General features: G+C 49.1%; 17 protein-coding genes. 10 read left to right on the forward strand and 7 right to left on the reverse strand.

All coding sequences use genetic code 11. The features are described 5' to 3' along the window. Positions 1-4: 4 nt before the first annotated feature. The 4 genes from atpA to A1sIA79_RS01230 are packed head-to-tail and all read left to right on the forward strand — an operon-like array spanning position 5 to position 4,247. Positions 5-1,645, forward strand: coding sequence for a F0F1 ATP synthase subunit alpha (gene atpA / locus A1sIA79_RS01215; RefSeq protein ID WP_095674434.1), 1,641 nt, complete (start codon positions 5-7; stop codon positions 1,643-1,645). A gap of 3 nt (positions 1,646-1,648) precedes the next feature. Then, positions 1,649-2,563, forward strand: a complete 915-nt coding sequence (locus A1sIA79_RS01220) for a F0F1 ATP synthase subunit gamma (protein WP_095674435.1) — start codon at positions 1,649-1,651, stop codon at positions 2,561-2,563. After that, on the forward strand, positions 2,563-3,981 hold the full coding sequence (gene atpD, locus A1sIA79_RS01225; protein ID WP_095674436.1) for a F0F1 ATP synthase subunit beta: 1,419 nt from the start codon (positions 2,563-2,565) through the stop codon (positions 3,979-3,981). The genes A1sIA79_RS01220 and atpD overlap by 1 nt, the downstream gene beginning before the upstream one ends. A gap of 14 nt (positions 3,982-3,995) precedes the next feature. Continuing rightward, the gene (locus A1sIA79_RS01230; protein WP_095674437.1) at positions 3,996-4,247 is read left to right on the forward strand and encodes a F0F1 ATP synthase subunit epsilon; all 252 of its coding nucleotides are present in this window, start codon (positions 3,996-3,998) and stop codon (positions 4,245-4,247) included. Positions 4,248-4,251: 4 nt separating this feature from the next. Here A1sIA79_RS01230 and murA read toward each other — a convergent pair whose 3' ends face one another. Beyond that, positions 4,252-5,517: a UDP-N-acetylglucosamine 1-carboxyvinyltransferase gene (gene murA / locus A1sIA79_RS01235; RefSeq protein ID WP_095674438.1), complete on the reverse strand. Its 1,266-nt coding sequence runs from the start codon at positions 5,515-5,517 to the stop codon at positions 4,252-4,254. Between the two features lie 28 nt (positions 5,518-5,545). Between murA and A1sIA79_RS01240 the strand changes: the two genes are divergently transcribed. Next, on the forward strand, positions 5,546-6,118 hold the full coding sequence (locus A1sIA79_RS01240; RefSeq protein WP_095674439.1) for a cob(I)yrinic acid a,c-diamide adenosyltransferase: 573 nt from the start codon (positions 5,546-5,548) through the stop codon (positions 6,116-6,118). Here A1sIA79_RS01240 and A1sIA79_RS01245 read toward each other — a convergent pair. The 4 genes from A1sIA79_RS01245 to A1sIA79_RS01260 are packed head-to-tail and all read right to left on the reverse strand — an operon-like array spanning position 6,115 to position 8,790. Continuing rightward, positions 6,115-6,441 (reverse strand): hypothetical protein, encoded by a 327-nt coding sequence (locus A1sIA79_RS01245; RefSeq protein ID WP_095674440.1) that lies wholly within the window; start codon positions 6,439-6,441, stop codon positions 6,115-6,117. The genes A1sIA79_RS01240 and A1sIA79_RS01245 overlap by 4 nt on opposite strands. Next, positions 6,442-7,209: a hypothetical protein gene (locus tag A1sIA79_RS01250; protein WP_223298359.1), complete on the reverse strand. Its 768-nt coding sequence runs from the start codon at positions 7,207-7,209 to the stop codon at positions 6,442-6,444. Then, on the reverse strand, positions 7,152-7,943 hold the full coding sequence (locus tag A1sIA79_RS01255) for an ABC transporter permease (RefSeq protein ID WP_095674441.1): 792 nt from the start codon (positions 7,941-7,943) through the stop codon (positions 7,152-7,154). The genes A1sIA79_RS01250 and A1sIA79_RS01255 overlap by 58 nt, the downstream gene beginning before the upstream one ends. Then, positions 7,936-8,790 carry an ABC transporter ATP-binding protein gene (locus A1sIA79_RS01260; RefSeq protein ID WP_095674442.1) on the reverse strand — a complete coding sequence of 285 codons (855 nt, stop codon included), beginning with the start codon at positions 8,788-8,790 and terminating at the stop codon, positions 7,936-7,938. Before A1sIA79_RS01260 ends, A1sIA79_RS01255 begins: the two co-directional genes overlap by 8 nt. A gap of 47 nt (positions 8,791-8,837) precedes the next feature. Here A1sIA79_RS01260 and A1sIA79_RS01265 point away from each other — a divergent pair, with 47 nt between their 5' ends. Both A1sIA79_RS01265 and A1sIA79_RS01270 read left to right on the forward strand, forming a co-directional pair. Then, a complete protein-coding gene (locus A1sIA79_RS01265) occupies positions 8,838-9,155 on the forward strand; it encodes a hypothetical protein (RefSeq protein WP_095674443.1) in 318 nt (105 codons plus the stop codon). 20 nt (positions 9,156-9,175) lie between these two features. Beyond that, positions 9,176-9,886: an alpha/beta hydrolase gene (locus tag A1sIA79_RS01270; RefSeq protein ID WP_095674444.1), complete on the forward strand. Its 711-nt coding sequence runs from the start codon at positions 9,176-9,178 to the stop codon at positions 9,884-9,886. Here A1sIA79_RS01270 and A1sIA79_RS01275 read toward each other — a convergent pair. After that, the gene (locus tag A1sIA79_RS01275) at positions 9,883-10,998 is read right to left on the reverse strand and encodes an AI-2E family transporter (RefSeq protein ID WP_095674445.1); all 1,116 of its coding nucleotides are present in this window, start codon (positions 10,996-10,998) and stop codon (positions 9,883-9,885) included. The genes A1sIA79_RS01270 and A1sIA79_RS01275 overlap by 4 nt on opposite strands. Before the next feature lie 34 nt (positions 10,999-11,032). On the opposite strand from A1sIA79_RS01275, the gene A1sIA79_RS01280 reads away from it, so the two are divergent. The 3 genes from A1sIA79_RS01280 to A1sIA79_RS01290 are packed head-to-tail and all read left to right on the forward strand — an operon-like array spanning position 11,033 to position 14,345. Then, entirely contained in the window at positions 11,033-12,280 is a 1,248-nt protein-coding gene (locus tag A1sIA79_RS01280) for a DUF4032 domain-containing protein (protein ID WP_095674446.1), read from the forward strand. Further along, positions 12,280-13,140 (forward strand): co-chaperone YbbN, encoded by an 861-nt coding sequence (locus A1sIA79_RS01285; protein WP_095674447.1) that lies wholly within the window; start codon positions 12,280-12,282, stop codon positions 13,138-13,140. The genes A1sIA79_RS01280 and A1sIA79_RS01285 overlap by 1 nt, the downstream gene beginning before the upstream one ends. Further along, the gene (locus A1sIA79_RS01290) at positions 13,140-14,345 is read left to right on the forward strand and encodes an MFS transporter (RefSeq protein ID WP_095674448.1); all 1,206 of its coding nucleotides are present in this window, start codon (positions 13,140-13,142) and stop codon (positions 14,343-14,345) included. The genes A1sIA79_RS01285 and A1sIA79_RS01290 overlap by 1 nt, the downstream gene beginning before the upstream one ends. Before the next feature lies 1 nt (position 14,346). Here A1sIA79_RS01290 and aceE read toward each other — a convergent pair whose 3' ends face one another. Then, positions 14,347-17,067, reverse strand: a complete 2,721-nt coding sequence (gene aceE / locus A1sIA79_RS01295) for a pyruvate dehydrogenase (acetyl-transferring), homodimeric type (protein WP_095674449.1) — start codon at positions 17,065-17,067, stop codon at positions 14,347-14,349. Between the last annotated feature and the right edge of the window lie 98 nt (positions 17,068-17,165).

The raw sequence follows: 17,165 nt of genomic DNA on the forward strand, positions 1-17,165 counted from the left end.
ACTCATGGCAGAGCTCAAGATCCAACCGAATGAAATTCGGGATGCCTTAGCGAACTTCGTTAAGTCATACGATCCAGGCACCGCGGCTCGTGACGAAGTCGGAACAGTAAGCCAGGCAGGCGATGGAATCGCCCGTGTTGAAGGTCTTCCTTCAACAATGGCTAACGAACTACTTCAGTTCGAGAACGGAACGTTAGGTCTGGCGCTTAACCTCGACGTGCGCGAAATCGGTGTTGTTATCTTGGGCGATTACGCAGGCATTGAGGAAGGAACCTCTGTACGTCGTACAGGTGAAGTTCTCTCTGTTCCTGTCGGTGATGGATTCCTCGGTCGCGTTGTTGACCCACTCGGTCGACCAATCGATGGCAAAGGTGAGATCACTCCTGATGCCCGTCGTGCGCTAGAACTTCAGGCACCATCTGTTGTACAGCGCCAACCTGTTAAGGAGCCAATGGCCACAGGTATAAAGGCAATCGATGCGATGACAGCAATCGGTCGTGGACAGCGTCAGCTCATCATTGGTGACCGTCAGACTGGAAAGACTGCAGTTGCAATCGACACAATTATTAACCAGCGCGAAAACTGGCTGACTGGCGATAAGAAGAAGCAGGTTAAATGCATCTACGTCGCTATCGGTCAGAAGGGTTCAACGATTGCATCCGTTAAGGGCGCACTCGAAGAAGCTGGCGCGATGGAATACACAACAATCGTTGCATCTCCGGCATCAGACCCAGCAGGCTTTAAGTACCTCGCGCCATATACCGGTTCTGCAATTGGTCAGCACTGGATGTATAAAGGCGAGCACGTTCTGATTGTTTTTGATGATCTTTCCAAGCAAGCTGAGGCTTATCGTTCAGTCTCACTTCTCCTTCGTCGCCCACCAGGCCGCGAAGCTTACCCAGGCGATGTTTTCTACTTACACTCACGTTTGCTAGAACGTTGCGCAAAGCTTTCCGATGAACTCGGTGGCGGTTCCATGACCGGCCTGCCAATCATTGAAACTAAGGGAAATGACGTTTCCGCGTTTATTCCGACAAACGTAATTTCGATTACTGACGGACAGTGCTTCCTTGAAACAGATCTCTTTAACGCAGGTGTACGCCCAGCGATTAACGTAGGTATCTCAGTATCTCGCGTGGGTGGTTCAGCTCAGACTAAGGCGATGAAGAAGATCGCTGGTCGTCTTCGTCTTGACCTCGCTCAGTTCCGTGAGTTAGAAGCATTCGCTGCTTTCGGTTCAGATCTTGATGCGGCATCAAAGGCTCAGCTAGAGCGTGGTGCACGTATGGTGGAACTACTTAAGCAGGGTCAGTACTCACCATATTCACTCGAGCGTCAGATTGTTTCAATCTGGGCCGGAACTTCCGGTGCGCTAGATGATGTTGCTGTTGCTGATATCCGTCGCTTTGAAGGCGAACTACTGGACTTCATCGGCCGCGAACGTAAAGAGATCTTTACCGTGATCTCTGAGACTAAGCAGCTCGAAGATGACACTGTGGCCAAGATGGTTTCTGCAGTTGCTGATTTCAAGAAGCAATTTAAGTCATCAGTGGCTCCAGCACTGAATGAAGCTGCGGCAAAGGCGCTTGAGGGCGAAGCTGCAGAAGCAATCACAAAGCACGTCCCACCGGCGGTGAAGAAGTAACTCATGGGTGCTCAACTTCGCATATATCGCAGACGGATGCGTTCCGTTAAAGCGACCAAAAAGATTACGAAAGCTATGGAGTTAATCTCTGCTTCTCGTATCGTTAAGGCGCAGCAACGTGTAACAGCATCGACTCCGTATGCAAATGAACTCACACGTGCGGTATCTGCAGTTGCTTCATTTTCTTCCACGAATCACCCATTGACGACAGCACACGAAAATCCACGACGAGCAGCGATTTTGATCATCTCGGCCGACCGTGGAATGGCTGGTGCTTATTCCACGAATGCGATTAAGGAAGGCGAAAAACTGGCAGCCCTGCTTCGTGAGCGTGGTCTGCAAGTCTCTAACTTCCTGGTCGGTCGCAAGGCTGTGAACTACTACAAGTTCCGTAACCGCGAGATGGCTGGAACGTGGACCGGATTTTCTGATAACCCAACCTATGAAAATGCTCGTGAAGTAGCGGACGCGCTGCTTGATGCTTTTCTTGCAGATTCGACTGAGACAAATCTTGGTGTGGATGAAATTCACATCATCTTTACCCAGTTCAGATCTATGTTGACCCAGGAAGCAACTGCCAAGCGCATGATTCCGTTGGAAGTTATTGAGTCATCAGAGGCGGTTCCAACAGGGTTGCTTCCAATGTATGAATTTGAACCCAATGCCGGAGAAGTTCTTAACGCACTTCTTCCGCGCTATATCCAAGCCCGTATCTTTAACGCGATGTTGCAATCGGCAGCCTCTGAACATGCTGCTCGTCGTCGCGCTATGAAATCAGCAACTGACAATGCTGAGGATCTCATCAAGTCACTTACCCGACTTGCGAACGCTGCCCGTCAAGCAGAAATTACCCAAGAAATCAGTGAAATCGTCGGCGGCGCAGATGCGTTGGCCTCAGCTAGTGCAGGGAGCGAATAATGTCAGCAACAGGTAAAGGCCGCGTAGCCCGAGTAATTGGACCGGTGGTGGATATTGAATTCCCCGCAGATTCGATGCCTTCGATCTTTAACGCGCTTCACGTGGAGACCACCATGAGTGGCACTACTCGTACCTTGACCCTCGAAGTAGCGCAGCACATTGGAGATAACCTCGTGCGCGCTATCTCAATGCAACCAACGGATGGAATGGTGCGCGGTGCTGAAGTAACAGACACTGGTTCTGCAATCTCTGTCCCAGTTGGCGATGTCACAAAGGGCCACGTTTTCAACACTCTTGGTGAATCACTTGACGTTCCAACGTCCTCACTTGATATCAAGGAGCGTTGGTCAATTCACCGTAACGCACCAGCATTTGATCAGCTCGAGTCAAAGACTGAGATGTTTGAAACTGGTATCAAAGTTATCGACCTTCTCACACCGTATGTAAAGGGTGGAAAGATCGGCCTCTTCGGTGGCGCTGGTGTGGGTAAGACAGTTCTTATCCAAGAAATGATTTATCGCGTAGCGGAAAACTTCGGTGGTGTATCAGTATTCGCCGGTGTTGGTGAACGTACTCGTGAAGGTAACGACTTGTTCCTAGAAATGACTGAGACGGGCGTTATCAATAAGACAGCCTTGGTCTTTGGTCAGATGGATGAACCACCTGGAACGCGTCTACGAGTTGCACTCTCTGCTCTTACTATGGCTGAGTACTTCCGCGATGTGCAGAAGCAGGACGTTCTGCTCTTCATCGATAACATCTTCCGCTTTACGCAGGCAGGTTCTGAAGTATCAACACTTCTCGGCCGTATGCCATCTGCAGTGGGCTACCAGCCAACTTTGGCTGATGAAATGGGTCAGCTACAGGAGCGAATCACTTCAACACGTGGTCACTCAATTACATCGATGCAGGCAATTTATGTTCCTGCAGATGACATTACTGACCCAGCTCCACACACAACATTCGCGCACTTAGATGCAACCACAGTGTTGTCTCGTCCGATTTCAGAGCTTGGTATCTACCCAGCTGTGGATCCACTCGATTCATCATCTCGTATTCTTGATCCGCGCTATATCGGTGAGCACCACTTCCGTGTTGCTAACCGCATTAAGCAGATCTTGCAGCGCTATAAGGATCTACAGGACATCATCGCTATCTTGGGTATCGATGAACTCTCCGAAGATGACCGCGTTCTCGTAGGACGTGCCCGTCGCATCCAGCGCTTCTTGTCACAGAACACATTCGTGGCAAAGGTCTTTACCGGACTCGATGGCTCATTCGTTCCACTCACAGAGACAATCTCTGCATTCGAAGCACTTGCTGATGGAAAGTACGACCATGTTCCAGAACAAGCATTCTTCATGTGCGGTGGCCTCGATGATGTTGAGCGCAAAGCTGCTGAACTTGCGAAGAACTAAGTAAGGGAAAAATAATGGCTCTTAATGTCGCACTAGTATCGCCAACACAGAAGGTGTGGTCAGGCGAGGCAACATTTGTCTCTGCTCGCACCACAGAAGGAGACCTTGGAGTTCTTCCAGGTCACTCACCTTTGTTTGGCGTACTAGTCGATGGAGCTGTCAGCATTAAGGGCACTGATGGAACAACACAGGAATTTACTGTGAGCGGCGGCTTCTTATCTGTTTCAAATGATCGCGTATCGATTCTTACTGAGAGCGTTAACTAAAGAACTATTCGCGAGTAACTTTCGCACCTAGCCCAACCAACTGCTCAGCGAAATTTGGATATCCACGATCAATGTGGAAAGCGCCATCGACTGTTGTTTCACCTTCTGAAACCAACGCTGCCAATACAAGGCCTGCACCTGCGCGAATATCCGTTGCTTCAACGGGAGCGCCAGATAGCTGTGGGATCCCGTCGATAGAGGCATGGTGGCCATCTACGGTGATTTGAGCACCTAATCGCACTAGTTCGTTGACGAACATAAAGCGGGATTCAAAGACATTTTCAGTGACTATTGAATGGCCATCTGCAATTGCGTTCATTCCGATGATAAATGGCAAGAGATCTGTTGCAAATCCAGGATAGGGCAGGGTTGCCACATCAATTGCTTGTGGTCGTTGATTCATCTGCACGCGAAATCCATCTTTAGTTGAGGTGATGATTGCCCCGGCTGTTGTGAGCTTTTCAAGCATGACTTCCATGTGATCGGCGCGACCACCATGAATAGTGATATCACCTTGCGTCATTGCGGCGGCAAATGCCCACGTGCCAGCAATGATGCGGTCTGTAATGGTGGTGTGGTCAGTTGGCTTGAGTTCTTTAACGCCAGTGATAGTAATTGTTGGCGAACCAAGACCATCAATTTTTGCCCCCATGCCAATCAGGAATTCACCGAGATCGACAAGGTCAGGTTCGCGGGCGGCGTTATCAATAGTTGTCACACCATTTGCTAGAACGGCTGCGGTCATGAGGTTCTCTGTTGCACCCACTGATGGGAAATCTAAATCTATAGAGGTGCCTGAAAGTCCATTCGGAGCCTCGGCAACTATGTAACCATGTTGGACATGTGCTTTGGCGCCAAGTGATTCAAGACCTTTAACATGAAAATCAAGGCCGCGTGAGCCAATTGCATCCCCGCCAGGAAGTGCGACTTCTGCTCTTCCGACGCGAGCAACAAGTGGACCGAGCACGTTAATTGATGCCCTCATCTTGCGCACGAGGTCATAATCTGCGCGATGTAATGGAGTAGCTGGAACATCAATCGTGACGGTGTCGGCGGTGTGAATAACGGTGCAACCAAGACGTGTGAGCAGGTCGGACATGATTTCTACATCGGCAATATCTGGAACATTGCGGATGGTCGATTTTCCAACGGCTAAAAGCGAAGCGGCCATCAGTTTAAGGACTGAATTCTTGGCTCCTGTGACCGATACTTCACCGACCAGGCGGCTGCCACCGGTGATCCGGAAGCGGTCGTGGGACGAAGATGCCATATCCGAAGTCTACTTATAGGCTAGGGACATGGTTAATTTAACGCGTATTTACACAAAGACAGGCGATGACGGAACTACATCCCTTGGAGATATGAGCCGCACATCAAAAAATGACCCTCGCCTAGAAGCATATGCAACTGTTGATGAAGCAAACTCCACAATCGGTGTTGTGCTCGCAACTGATGAATTAGCCGATGATGTTCGCGCGCTATTGGTGCGAATCCAAAATGATATGTTCGATGTGGGAGCAGACCTCTGCACCCCAGTAGTTGATGCACCTGCATTTGAACCACTTCGCGTGCTTGAATCTCAAATTGTCTATCTAGAAGAACAGATTGATAAATACAACGCAGATCTTGAAGCGTTGCGCTCATTTGTATTACCTTCTGGAACATCTGCTGCGGCCCATCTTCACGTTGCTCGCACAGTGGTTCGTCGCGCAGAGCGTTGCACCTGGGCTGCAATCCATGCATTTGGCGGGGGAGTAAATCCACTGACTGCTAAGTACCTCAACCGTTGCTCTGATTTACTCTTTGTTCTTGCTCGTCATGCAAACAAAGAGATTGGTGATCAGCTCTGGGTTCCTGGAGCAAATCGCTAGTTAAAGCTTTTCAAGTGCGCCCTGGCAGCGCTCTCTTCCTTCGGAAATACAAATAAACGAGGACCTTGCTTAGTCTGGGTCAGAGTTGCCTTAATTCCAACTGCAATCAACTTCTGACGCAGTATTTCGCCTTCAATGTGATTGTTTGGCTCTGCGACCGCAACGAGAGTTCCGTATTCATCTTCTGAACCAATCGATGGGCTGCGTTCGACTAGTGACTTACCTTTAGCCGAGGTCCACTTTAAAATGAAAATCAGGAATAAGACAACCGGAAATCCGGCAAGACTCATTAAAAAGAGCTGATTGTTGACGCCGCCTAGCATTTACTCGACCACCTTTGTATATGTAGCAGCCGATGCTCCTTCAGGTCGTGGATCTTGATGGCAAATCACTTCAATATTGCTGATGTATTCAAGAGTTTCAATGGGTTCTGGTGAGATTAAGAGAATGGTCTTAATCTCTTTAACTGCGCTAGGCGTTGATATTGTGCGCAAGTCACCAAGTATGACGCCCTCTTTAGATAGGACCTGAGAATTAACTTCCCACCACACACATCCAGTCTCAGCGGCAACCTGGACTGCGCCACAAACAAATTCGCTGCATGCCTTCACTTGGGAAGCCAGATTGGTCTTTGCAGAAATAACGCTCACCAACTCTTTGCTTGTCGGCACCTTGGCATAGATTCCTGATTCAAACTCAAAGTCCACCGGTGGCCACTTTGGTTTTGGTGATGGAGTAAGGCGAATCTTCTTTCGAGGTTTTGGCTTCGGTTTTGGCTTTGGCTTTGGTTTGGCAGAGACAGTGGGCTCAGCTGACGCAGTGGGCTTGGCAGTTGTTGGAGCAGTCGACTTTACTGTTGGCTTAGAAGTTGCTTTAGAAGTGGGCTTAGCTGTTGGCTTTGGCTTCACTGTCGCTTTGGGTGAAGCCTTCACACTTGCCTTGGCAGTCGGCGTTGGTGTTGGCTTCTTAGTTGCAGCGTCGGCACTGGTTGCAGAAAAGGCAAGGCAGAGTGCAAGTACAAGTGCTGACTTTTTCAGTCGCGCTCCCACTTGAAACTGCGAATTGCCCAGATTAATCCCAGTACGAGCCATGCGGTAATAATGGCAAAGGTGCGCCCAGTTTCCCAATTGCCGGCAACTTCACGCGTAGCAAATGATTCAGGTAAGAAGACTGAACGGGCGCCTTGGGTCATCCATTTGAGTGGAAAGATTGCGGCAACTTGCTGCATCCACTGCGGCAGATCGGTAAAGATAAAAAAGACGCCACTGAAGAATTGCAGAACAATGACAACGGGGGAGACGACAGCGGAAGCTCCACGGCCAGATTTAGGAACATTGGAGAATGCAATTCCCAGCACCGTTGAACATGCACTGCCAAGAATTAGTAGAGCAGCTAAGAGCAACCATTTATCAGCGCTCTGCGGCAGGTTAACGCCAAAGAAGGCAACGCCAGCAGCCAATAAGAGCGCTACTTGCACCAGCATGCTGACAGTGACAAGGATGGCTTTTCCAAGGAAGTAACTACTTGCTGGCATCGGAGTTCCACGTAGTCGCTTGAGCGTTCCAAAGTCGCGCTCCATCGGAATCATGATTGCTAGTTGCTGAAAACCCGTATTAACAAGTCCTGATGCAATCATTCCCGCCACAAAATATTGACTAAAGGTAACACCGTCGGCGATCGTGTTAGAAAATACTGATCCAAAGATGGCAAGCAAGATGAGTGGGAATAACATGGTGAAGACAACTGATTCACGCTGTCGCATAAATTGTTTAATCTCTAACTTGCCTCGCTGCATACCAATGGAGAGCGCGGTGGGCTTATTCATCGTGACCACCAATCATTTCCAGGTAGATATCTTCTAGTGATGCTCGCTTAATGCTCAGCTCTGGAATTTCTCCACCAAATTGGGCCGCTAGCTCCGTGACGCGTTCAGTGGGGTTGGCACTCTTCTCACTGCGCACTTGTGCACCATCTCGCCAGGAAATAGTGGCAAGTGATGTTGCGCGCCCGCCAAGTTCTGCAGGTGGTGCGATTTCAACAATCCGTCCCTTGATAATGACTGCCACCCGATCTGCCAGTGCTTCTGCTTCATCAAGGTAGTGAGTGGTAAGAACGATGGTGGCTCCTTCATCGCGCAAGGTGCGAATCAAATTCCAGAATGCTCTACGCGCTTCCGGATCAAAACCTGTAGTGGGCTCATCTAAAAAGATTAGTTCCGGACTACCAATAATTCCCAGTGCGACATCTAGGCGACGTCGCTGCCCACCAGAAAGAGTGCGACCAAGCGCATCAGATTTCTCTGTGAGTCCCACTAATTCAATTACCTCGCGGGCATCTTTCGGATTCTTGTAATAAGTGGCAAAGTGCGAGACGGACTCATAGACAGTTAAGTCGCCGGCATCTTGAGTTGATTGAAGAACAATGCCGATGCGATCACGCCATCCTTGTCCGGCGCTGCCTTTAGTTGCTGGGTCAAAACCGAGAACTTTCACATCACCGGAATCGCGATCACGAAATCCTTCGAGTATCTCCACCGTCGTGGTCTTGCCAGCGCCATTAGGGCCAAGGAGTGCGAAGATTTCGCCCTGTTCGATTTCAAGGTCAAGCCCATCGACTGCCTGCGTCTGGCCATATTTCTTATGGAGCTGGGAAACGCTGATGACCTTGCTCATAGTGTCATCTTCTCACTTTGTGGGGCAAAGTGCGAGAAAATGAAGCCATGAGCCCACGTAAGAACTACCCGAAGAATCGTCGGCCGAAGAATAACGATGAAGACCGTGAGATTAATCCTTCCAATCAAAGTTTCGAAGAAGATGAAAATGGTTTATGGACTGTTCGTAAATTAACCGGTTCATCTGCAAATAAACCATATCGCTGCCCTGGTTGTGATCAACTGATCCCGATGGCAACGCCACATACCGTTGCCTGGCTAGATGGCGAAGAAGATAATCGCAGGCATTGGCATAACGCTTGCTGGAGTAAGCGAAATAATCGTGGCCCGCGCACTGAACGCACGCGCAATGCGCCCCGTTACTAAGTCGAAGTAGACTCACACCAATGTCCGAGCCAATCCGCCCCAGCACCGTGCTTGCCGCAACGCGCACGCCATTTACTGTGCTTACCGCTGATGGCCAAACACTTGTAGGAGAAGTTGCTACTCCGATTTCTAATCCAACAACTGCAATTTTATGTTGCCACCCCAACCCAACGGGTGGCGGAATGATGGATAGCCACATCTATAAAAAGGCTGCTAACCGATTACCTACAATGGCTGGAGTTACAGTCGTGCGCTTTAACACTCGTGGAACAAGTAGTGAAGCTGGGACAAGCACGGGTAGTTATGACAATGGAGGCGCAGAAAAATACGATGTGGAAGCGATGATTGCATACTGCTTTGACACTCTTGGCATCAAAGAGTTATGGGTTATTGGGTGGTCATTTGGAACAAGTATTGCAATTAGCCATGCCCGTGATGTGCGAGTGAAGGGCTTGATACTGCTGAGCCCCACCTTGCTCGAGATTGTGGATAGCGATCTTGAATTTTGGGCTGCTGATGGCAGACCAGTAGTTGCACTGATTCCCGAGCATGATGATTACTTAAAGCCAGAGCAAGCACGACTGCGTTTTAGTGTGATCCCGCAAACCAAGCTGATTGCTGTTGATGGCGCTAAACACCTATGGGTAGGTGAACCATTTGTGCATAGAGTCTTAAGTGAAATCGTTGCGGTCATTGCCCCGCAGCGATTACCGCTACCTACTGAGATTTAAGACTTTTCTGCGCGAGGGATAACTACTTCTTCCAAAATTAAGATTATGGAAGCGGCAATTGGTACTGCAAGTAGCCCGCCAACTAGCCCAAGAAGTGATGTACCAATGAGGGCGGCGATGATTGTTACCGCACCTGGCAGGTTCAGGGTCCGCTTCATGATTTTAGGAGTGAGAATGTAATTCTCAATCTGCACGTAAATGATGTATCCGACGAAGGCCGCGATACCTATCGTGATGGATTGCGTCAGCGCAAGTATCGTAAAGATTGCAGCGCCGATGAAGTGTCCAATAAGTGGCACAAGTCCGCAGACAAAGATAATAACTCCGATTGCCACAGGCGAAGGAAGACCCAGGATTACTCCGAATATCGTTAAAAAGATCGCAGCCAAGGAAGAGATTAAAACCTGACTTCCAACAAATGCTCCCACGCGAGCGATAATTGCATCGGTGAGCAGTGCCACCCGTGGGCGACGACTGGCCGGAACTAGTTTAAGGCCGAGCCCAGTCATCTGATTAAGTGATGTGATGAAGTAAAGCGTAAGCACCAAAATTGTTAACGCGGTAAAGGTGCCAGAAAGAACAGTCTTTCCAACGCCAACGACTCCACCGAAGGCAGAGAACAAGAGCGCGCCATCGGAAGTGACCGAGCTCAATCTTTTTTCTAGGGTATCGATGATCCCGTAGTTTTCATTGATATTTGCGATTGCTGGGTTATCTTTTAATTGGCTAAGCAGTGATGGCGCTATCTCAATCAGGTTCGTGCCTTGCGAAATAAGCGGAGGAACAATAAGTGCGCCAAAAAGAACGACTGCGATTAGCACCGATACAAAGATTATGGCAACGGCTGAAATACGTGAGAGGCCACGCTTGCGAATAGCCTCAACTGCTGGGTTTAGACCCATGGCTAAGAAGAGGGCAACGATGATTAGTACAAATACCTGACTTGCACTTGCAAGTGCCCGCATTAAAACAAATGCACTTAAGGCACCTACTGTTGCGACAAATCCGAAATAAAATGGATGAGCGCGGTCCACCGGCGCTCCAGCTGCACCAAAATCTTGTGAAGTGGGTGAATCTTTGACTTTTCGCTTCATTCGCTCTGAAATTGCCATGCTTTATTGTAAAGCGTAAGAGAGAATAACTCCCATGGCGCTTCGAATAACGGGACTGGGTGAAGAGATTGCTGCCGTCACTGGACTTTCGTGGAACCTGCCGCTGGAGCAATGGCCAGAAGATCCGATGCTGGCCGAAAAACGAGGCATCTCCCGCCACGTAGTGCGCTTGGTGCGCTCTACCGATGACCCCGAATCCGAGGTCTATGCCGTCAAAGAGACGGTGGCAGAGTTTGCAAACCGCGAATACAAGATTTTGCGAGAGCTTACACATCTGAATTCTCCTAGCGTTCAATCGATTGCCGTCATTGAGGGTCGCACCGATAACAACGGTGAAGAACTTCCCTGCGCCCTCGTCACTAGGTTCTTGCCGTACTCATTGCCCTACCGCGTTGTACTCAGTGATAAGAACGTTACTGGTGAAGAAGTAACGCTGATGGCCAATGCACTGGCGCTGTTGCTGGTGCGCCTGCACCTGCTTGGTTTCTGGTGGGGCGATTGTTCACTTTCCAATACTTTATTTCGCAGAGATGCTGAAGCCTATGCCGCCTATCTAGTCGATGCGGAAACGGGTGAGTTTCAAAAAACTTTAACGGCTGGACAGCGCGAACATGATTTAGAGATTGCCCACTTTAACGTTGCGGCAGAGTTAGAAGATCTACAACTGTCGGGTGTTCTCTATCCGGGTATGGACCCGATTCGTGCAAGTACGGCGCTGATTAACCGTTATCACCGGCTGTGGTCTGCACTAAAAGATCGCCAAGTGCTTGATCCCACTGATCGCCACGCAGTTGAACGTGCCATGCGTCAGCTACATGACCTCGGTTTTGCAGTGGAAGAAGTCTCAGTTTCTATGGAAGAAGGCGAAGATGCAGGACGCTTAGTCTTTCAACCCAAACTTGTCGCCGCCGGTTATCACAAGAATCGATTACGCGAGCTAATTGGGCTAGAAACAGAAGAGCTACAAGCAAAAAGACTACTTGCCTCCTTTGATCGTTTTCGCGGCCGCGAGAAATCTCCGAAACCACCGGTAGCTGATTCAGCCAAGCGATGGCTTGATGAAGTCTTTAGACCAACAGTTAATTTGATTCCACCAGAGCACGAGGGAAGAATTGAACTTGCTCAGTTTTTTCATGAGACGCTAGAGCACCGTTGGTACTTAAGTGAAAAAGCAGGACATGACGTAGGTCTGGAATTTGCAGCAAAGGCCTATATTGCTGATGTTTTGCCCTTTCGCCGCGATTCTGGCGTCACGGTACGAGTTGATGGCATGATTCAGTAATGAGCTTGCCACCTAATTTTTCTCAGGCAGTAGATTTAAGTTCACTGGGTAAACCAGCGCCAGATACTTCTATTGCGATGCCAGGAATAGTTGTCACTACTGAGAATCTGCAGTCAGAGATACTTCCACTATCAAATACGAAACCAGTAGTAATCATCTGTTGGTCAAATCGTTCTGCCGAATCTGTCACCGTGCTTCGATCACTGGCAAATCTGGAAGCGGCAGATAACGGAAAGTGGGCGCTAGCAACAGTTGATATCGACACCCAGGCACCTGTTGCCCAAGCCCTGCAAGCGCGCACGATTCCCTATGGCGTTGTCTTTATCGCAGGCCAAGCAATCCCTTTTCTTGAGCAAGTACTGACTGAAACCCAACTTCGGGAAGTGATGAACAAAATTCTCACCATTGCCGCAAAGCAAGGAATCGGTGAAGAGCCAGCAGAAAGTTCGGAGCCAGAAGAAGATGAAGCGCTGGCAGCCCTTGATAAGGGAGATTATGAAAGTGCCGAAGCTGCTTATAAGAAGTTGCTTGCTCGTAAACCGAACGATAATTTTGCAAAGCTCGGACTTGCGCAAGTGCAACTACTTCTTCGCACCGAAGGCATTGATGCTCATCAAGTCATGGAGTCGGCGGTGAAGAACCCAGGTGATATTTCTATTCAGATGCAGTGTGCTGATGTGGAAGTGATGAGTGGATATCTTGAGCCAGGCTTTGAACGCCTACTTCGTTTAGTTCAGATTCTGGAAGCAGATGAGCAGAAGATGGTCAAAGATCGCCTCCTTGAACTATTTGCTTTAGTTGATCCTGCTGATCCACGAGTCATTAAAGCTCGAGCGCAATTAGCAAACGCGCTCTTCTGATGTCATCAGTAATTGACCACAGCAAAGAGAAGAAACTCCTTCACACACTCTTTGCTTGTTTTGGTTTTGGCATCATGGCCTGGCTCCCGCGCTTTCCAGAGGTAAAGGCCAATCTGCAATTAGATAATGGGGCTTTCGGTTCGATTGTGAGCACAGGTGGAATTGGTGCATTTCTTGGACTTCTCACCGTTGGGCATATCATCCACAAATTCGGAGCCTTTCGGGTCACGATTACTTCAATTCTTTTACTGTTTTCATCTCTAGCTTTATTGGTACAGGTGAACTCATCTCTGCTTTTTCTATTCTTTAATGTTTCATTTGGTTTCGGAATTACTGCGGTTCATGTCTGCCTGAATTCACATGGCTTTCACCTCCTTGAACGGGGAAAACTCAATGTAATCACCAGTGGAGCCGGTTACTGGAGTGCGGGATCACTTGTCACATCAATCCTCTCCGGGCTATTAGTAGGCCGGGTGGCGCTTACGACCCACATCACCATCCTTTCTGTTCTTCTTACTGTGATCATGCTTTCAATAGTGATTCGACTTAAAGCGGTGCTGCTTGAACCTAATACAAGCACTGATCATGACTACACAATTAAAGACATTTTTACCTCTTTTGAAATTGATTGGCCAGTCAGCCTTGGTATGGCGTGTGTGATTTATTTAGAATTCGCACTCGGTGACTGGGGGACAATCTTTCCTAAGGAGCGGCTAGATATCTCGGCGGGCCTGAGTACGGCGCCATTTATTGTTTTCACAGCCGCCATGATTGTGGGCAGACTCCTCATTGCTCGGTTGCTTAATTTTGCACCGATTCAGATTTGGGCCAAACGTGGAGTTATCTTTGCCGGAATCGGTTTTGGTGGCTGCATTATTGTGGCAACGCATTTGCCGGCAAATCTGACGTGGTGGTCCTACTCATTGTTCATCCTTGGCTATGCAATGGCAGGCCTTGGCTCATCATTTGTGGCACCGTCTTTTTTTGCTGCAGCAAATCGTCGTTCTAAGTTACCGAGTGCTGTGGTGGTGGGTCAGTTTGGTGTGACAAATACTGTTCTTACCTTTGCCGTGAAATGGATTGTTGCCTGGACCATTCAGTTCACAGGATCAATCGCACTTGCCATGATGATTCCAACAGCAATGATGCTGGCAACTATCTTCTTTACAAGCGCTCTCAAACAAGAGAGCGCCAGAGAGAGCTAGCTCAGCCAGAACCTTCGGTGTTGCCGGCATCTGCAGCGTGCACATCAAAGATTCGGTATTTATCGATAGCTTCTTGCACAACAGATTCTTTTACTTCCCCTGCCTTAGCAAGCTCGGCAAGTGTTGCCACCGCAATTGATTCGGCATCGACCTTAAAGTGGCGACGAAGTGCACCGCGTGTATCGGAAAGACCAAAGCCATCGGTACCAAGTGAGTGGAATTGATTTGGTACCCATGGTGAAATCTGGTCCTGCACTGCGCGCATGAAGTCAGAGACGGCAATAACCGGCCCTGGTGTTCCAGCAAGCTTGTCATGGATATAGGCACTCTTCTTATCACTTGGATTGAGCATGTTATGGCGATCTACTTCTAGCCCATCACGACGAAGTTCATTCCAGGAAGTCACAGACCAGACCGAGGCTGCAACGCCCCAATCTTCGGCGAGTAACTTCTGTGCCTTAATGGCCCAGTTCACTCCCACACCAGATGCCAGAATTTGAGCATTCTTCTTGCGCTGCTTTGAGGCAGGTGCATAGAGATAAATTCCCTTGAGCAAACCTTCAAGATCAAGGTTTGCCGGCTCTTCTGGTTGCAGGTATGGCTCGTTATAGACAGTCATGTAGTAATAAATATTTTCACTGTTCTCGCCATACATCCGGCGCAGACCATCTTTAAAGATATGGCCTACTTCGTAAGCAAAGGCAGGATCGTATGCAACCACTGCTGGGTTAGTTGCAGCCAGTAGATGCGAATGTCCATCTTCATGCTGCAGGCCTTCACCGTTCAGGGTTGTGCGCCCAGCTGTTGCACCCATGACGAATCCACGCACTAATTGGTCAGAGGCGGCCCAGAAGGCATCTCCAGTGCGCTGGAATCCAAACATGGAGTAGAAGATGTAGATCGGAATCATTGGTTCATCATGTGTGGAGTAGGAAGAGCCGACTGCGGTAAAGGATGCAACTGATCCGGCTTCGTTAATTCCTTCGTGCAAAATCACGCCAGTTGTTGATTCCTTATAAGAGAGCATGAGTTCGCGGTCCACCGCCATGTATTGCTGACCATGAGGGGAGTAGATCTTGAGCGTTGGGAACAATGAATCAAGACCAAATGTGCGAGCCTCATCAGGGATGATCGGGACGATGCGGCTGCCAAGTCCTGGATCTTTGACCAAGTCTTTGAGCATACGAACAAATGCCATCGTTGTGGCAATCTCTTGCTGACCTGAACCACGGCGCACAGATTCATAGACTTCATCTGCTGGCTGAGGCAAAGGCTTTGAAACTTTGCGACGACGTGGAATTGATCCACCTAATTCGCGGCGACGCTCTTCCAGATATTTCATCTCAGGTGAATCAGCTGGTGGGCGGTAGTAAGAAGGTGTGTATTTATCTAACTTGTCGTCAGTCAGCGGAATATTCAAGCGATCGCGGAACTCGATGATGTCTTCCAGCGTCATCTTCTTCATTTGGTGAGTGGAGTTACGTCCTTCGAAGTGCGAACCAAGGGTCCAGCCCTTAATGGTCTTGGCCAGGATGACTGTTGGCTTTCCATTTTTCTGCACCGCAGCGGTGTATGCGGCAAAGAGTTTGCGATAGTCGTGGCCACCGCGTTTGAGTCCCCAGACTTGATCATCAGACCAACCTGCGATCATTGCGGCAGTGCGTGGATCGCGACCGAAGAAGTGTTCGCGAACAAATGCGCCACTTTCGGCTTTAAATGTTTGGAAATCTCCATCGAGGGTGGTGTTCATCAAATTAACGAGAGCGCCTTCACGATCTTGTGCCAGTAGTGGATCCCATTCGCGGCCCCAGACAACTTTGACCACATTCCATCCGGCGCCACCGAACATTGATTCCAGCTCTTGAATAATCTTGCCATTACCGCGCACCGGACCATCGAGGCGCTGCAAGTTACAGTTCACAACAAAAGTAAGGTTATCGAGCTTCTCGCGAGAGGCCAGACCGATTGCGCCAATGGTGTCGACCTCATCCATTTCACCATCGCCAAGAAATGCCCAGACATTTTGATCACTTGTATCTTTAAAGCCACGGTTATGTAAGTAGCGGTTATAGCGTGCTTGATAAATTGCATTGATCGGACCAATACCCATAGATACCGTTGGGAATTGCCAAAACTCTGGCATTAAACGTGGGTGTGGGTAGGAAGAAAGTCCGCCGCCTTGATGTGAGAGTTCTTGGCGAAATCCATCGAGTTGATTTTCAGTAAAGCGACCTTCTAGAAATGCTCGTGCATACATTCCAGGACTGGCGTGACCTTGGAAGAAGATTTGATCTCCGCCACCAGGGTGATCTTGTCCGCGGAAGAAGTGGTTAAAACCAACTTCATAGAGGGAAGCAGAGGAAGCGTAGGTAGAGATGTGTCCGCCGACGCCAACGCCTGGACGCTGCGCGCGGTGCACCACCATCGCTGCATTCCAGCGATTAAATCTGCGAATACGACGTTCCATTACTTCATCGCCAGGAAATTCTGGCTCGTGTTCTGGGGAGATTGTGTTGATGTAATCAGTGGTGCGAAGTTGGGAAATTCCGATGTTCTTCTCTTGTGCTCGGCGAAGAAGGGAGAGCATTAGATAACGAGCTCGGACTGGTCCGGCTGCTGTGAGGGCGGCGTCGAAGGAGGCCTGCCATTCTGCCGTTTCACCTGGATCCGTATCTACAAGTTGATCGATTATCTGATCTGGGAATCCATCGAATTCAGTCATGGCCGTATTCTCGCCCAAAATGGGTGCAAGCACAAAAAAAGAAGGGTAAGTACAGGTGAAACCCTTGTAAATATTCGTCACATTCGGTGGACTTATCC

The sequence above is a fragment of the Candidatus Planktophila versatilis genome (assembly GCF_002288105.1).
Classification (GTDB): domain Bacteria; phylum Actinomycetota; class Actinomycetes; order Nanopelagicales; family Nanopelagicaceae; genus Planktophila; species Planktophila versatilis.

Bases quoted from the DNA above. Each gene is read 5' to 3' on its own strand.
- A1sIA79_RS01255 (WP_095674441.1), bottom strand. From the start codon at position 7,943: ATGAATAAGCCCACCGCGCTCTCCATTGGTATGCAGCGAGGCAAGTTA.
- A1sIA79_RS01290 (WP_095674448.1), top strand. From the start codon at position 13,140: ATGTCATCAGTAATTGACCACAGCAAAGAGAAGAAACTCCTTCACACA.
- A1sIA79_RS01270 (WP_095674444.1), top strand. From the start codon at position 9,176: ATGTCCGAGCCAATCCGCCCCAGCACCGTGCTTGCCGCAACGCGCACG.
- aceE (WP_095674449.1), bottom strand. From the start codon at position 17,067: ATGACTGAATTCGATGGATTCCCAGATCAGATAATCGATCAACTTGTA.
- A1sIA79_RS01275 (WP_095674445.1), bottom strand. From the start codon at position 10,998: ATGGCAATTTCAGAGCGAATGAAGCGAAAAGTCAAAGATTCACCCACT.
- atpA (WP_095674434.1), top strand. From the start codon at position 5: ATGGCAGAGCTCAAGATCCAACCGAATGAAATTCGGGATGCCTTAGCG.
- murA (WP_095674438.1), bottom strand. From the start codon at position 5,517: ATGGCATCTTCGTCCCACGACCGCTTCCGGATCACCGGTGGCAGCCGC.
- atpD (WP_095674436.1), top strand. From the start codon at position 2,563: ATGTCAGCAACAGGTAAAGGCCGCGTAGCCCGAGTAATTGGACCGGTG.
- A1sIA79_RS01250 (WP_223298359.1), bottom strand. From the start codon at position 7,209: ATGGCTCGTACTGGGATTAATCTGGGCAATTCGCAGTTTCAAGTGGGA.
- A1sIA79_RS01285 (WP_095674447.1), top strand. From the start codon at position 12,280: ATGAGCTTGCCACCTAATTTTTCTCAGGCAGTAGATTTAAGTTCACTG.
- A1sIA79_RS01245 (WP_095674440.1), bottom strand. From the start codon at position 6,441: ATGCTAGGCGGCGTCAACAATCAGCTCTTTTTAATGAGTCTTGCCGGA.
- A1sIA79_RS01230 (WP_095674437.1), top strand. From the start codon at position 3,996: ATGGCTCTTAATGTCGCACTAGTATCGCCAACACAGAAGGTGTGGTCA.
- A1sIA79_RS01280 (WP_095674446.1), top strand. From the start codon at position 11,033: ATGGCGCTTCGAATAACGGGACTGGGTGAAGAGATTGCTGCCGTCACT.
- A1sIA79_RS01265 (WP_095674443.1), top strand. From the start codon at position 8,838: ATGAGCCCACGTAAGAACTACCCGAAGAATCGTCGGCCGAAGAATAAC.
- A1sIA79_RS01240 (WP_095674439.1), top strand. From the start codon at position 5,546: ATGGTTAATTTAACGCGTATTTACACAAAGACAGGCGATGACGGAACT.
- A1sIA79_RS01220 (WP_095674435.1), top strand. From the start codon at position 1,649: ATGGGTGCTCAACTTCGCATATATCGCAGACGGATGCGTTCCGTTAAA.
- A1sIA79_RS01260 (WP_095674442.1), bottom strand. From the start codon at position 8,790: ATGAGCAAGGTCATCAGCGTTTCCCAGCTCCATAAGAAATATGGCCAG.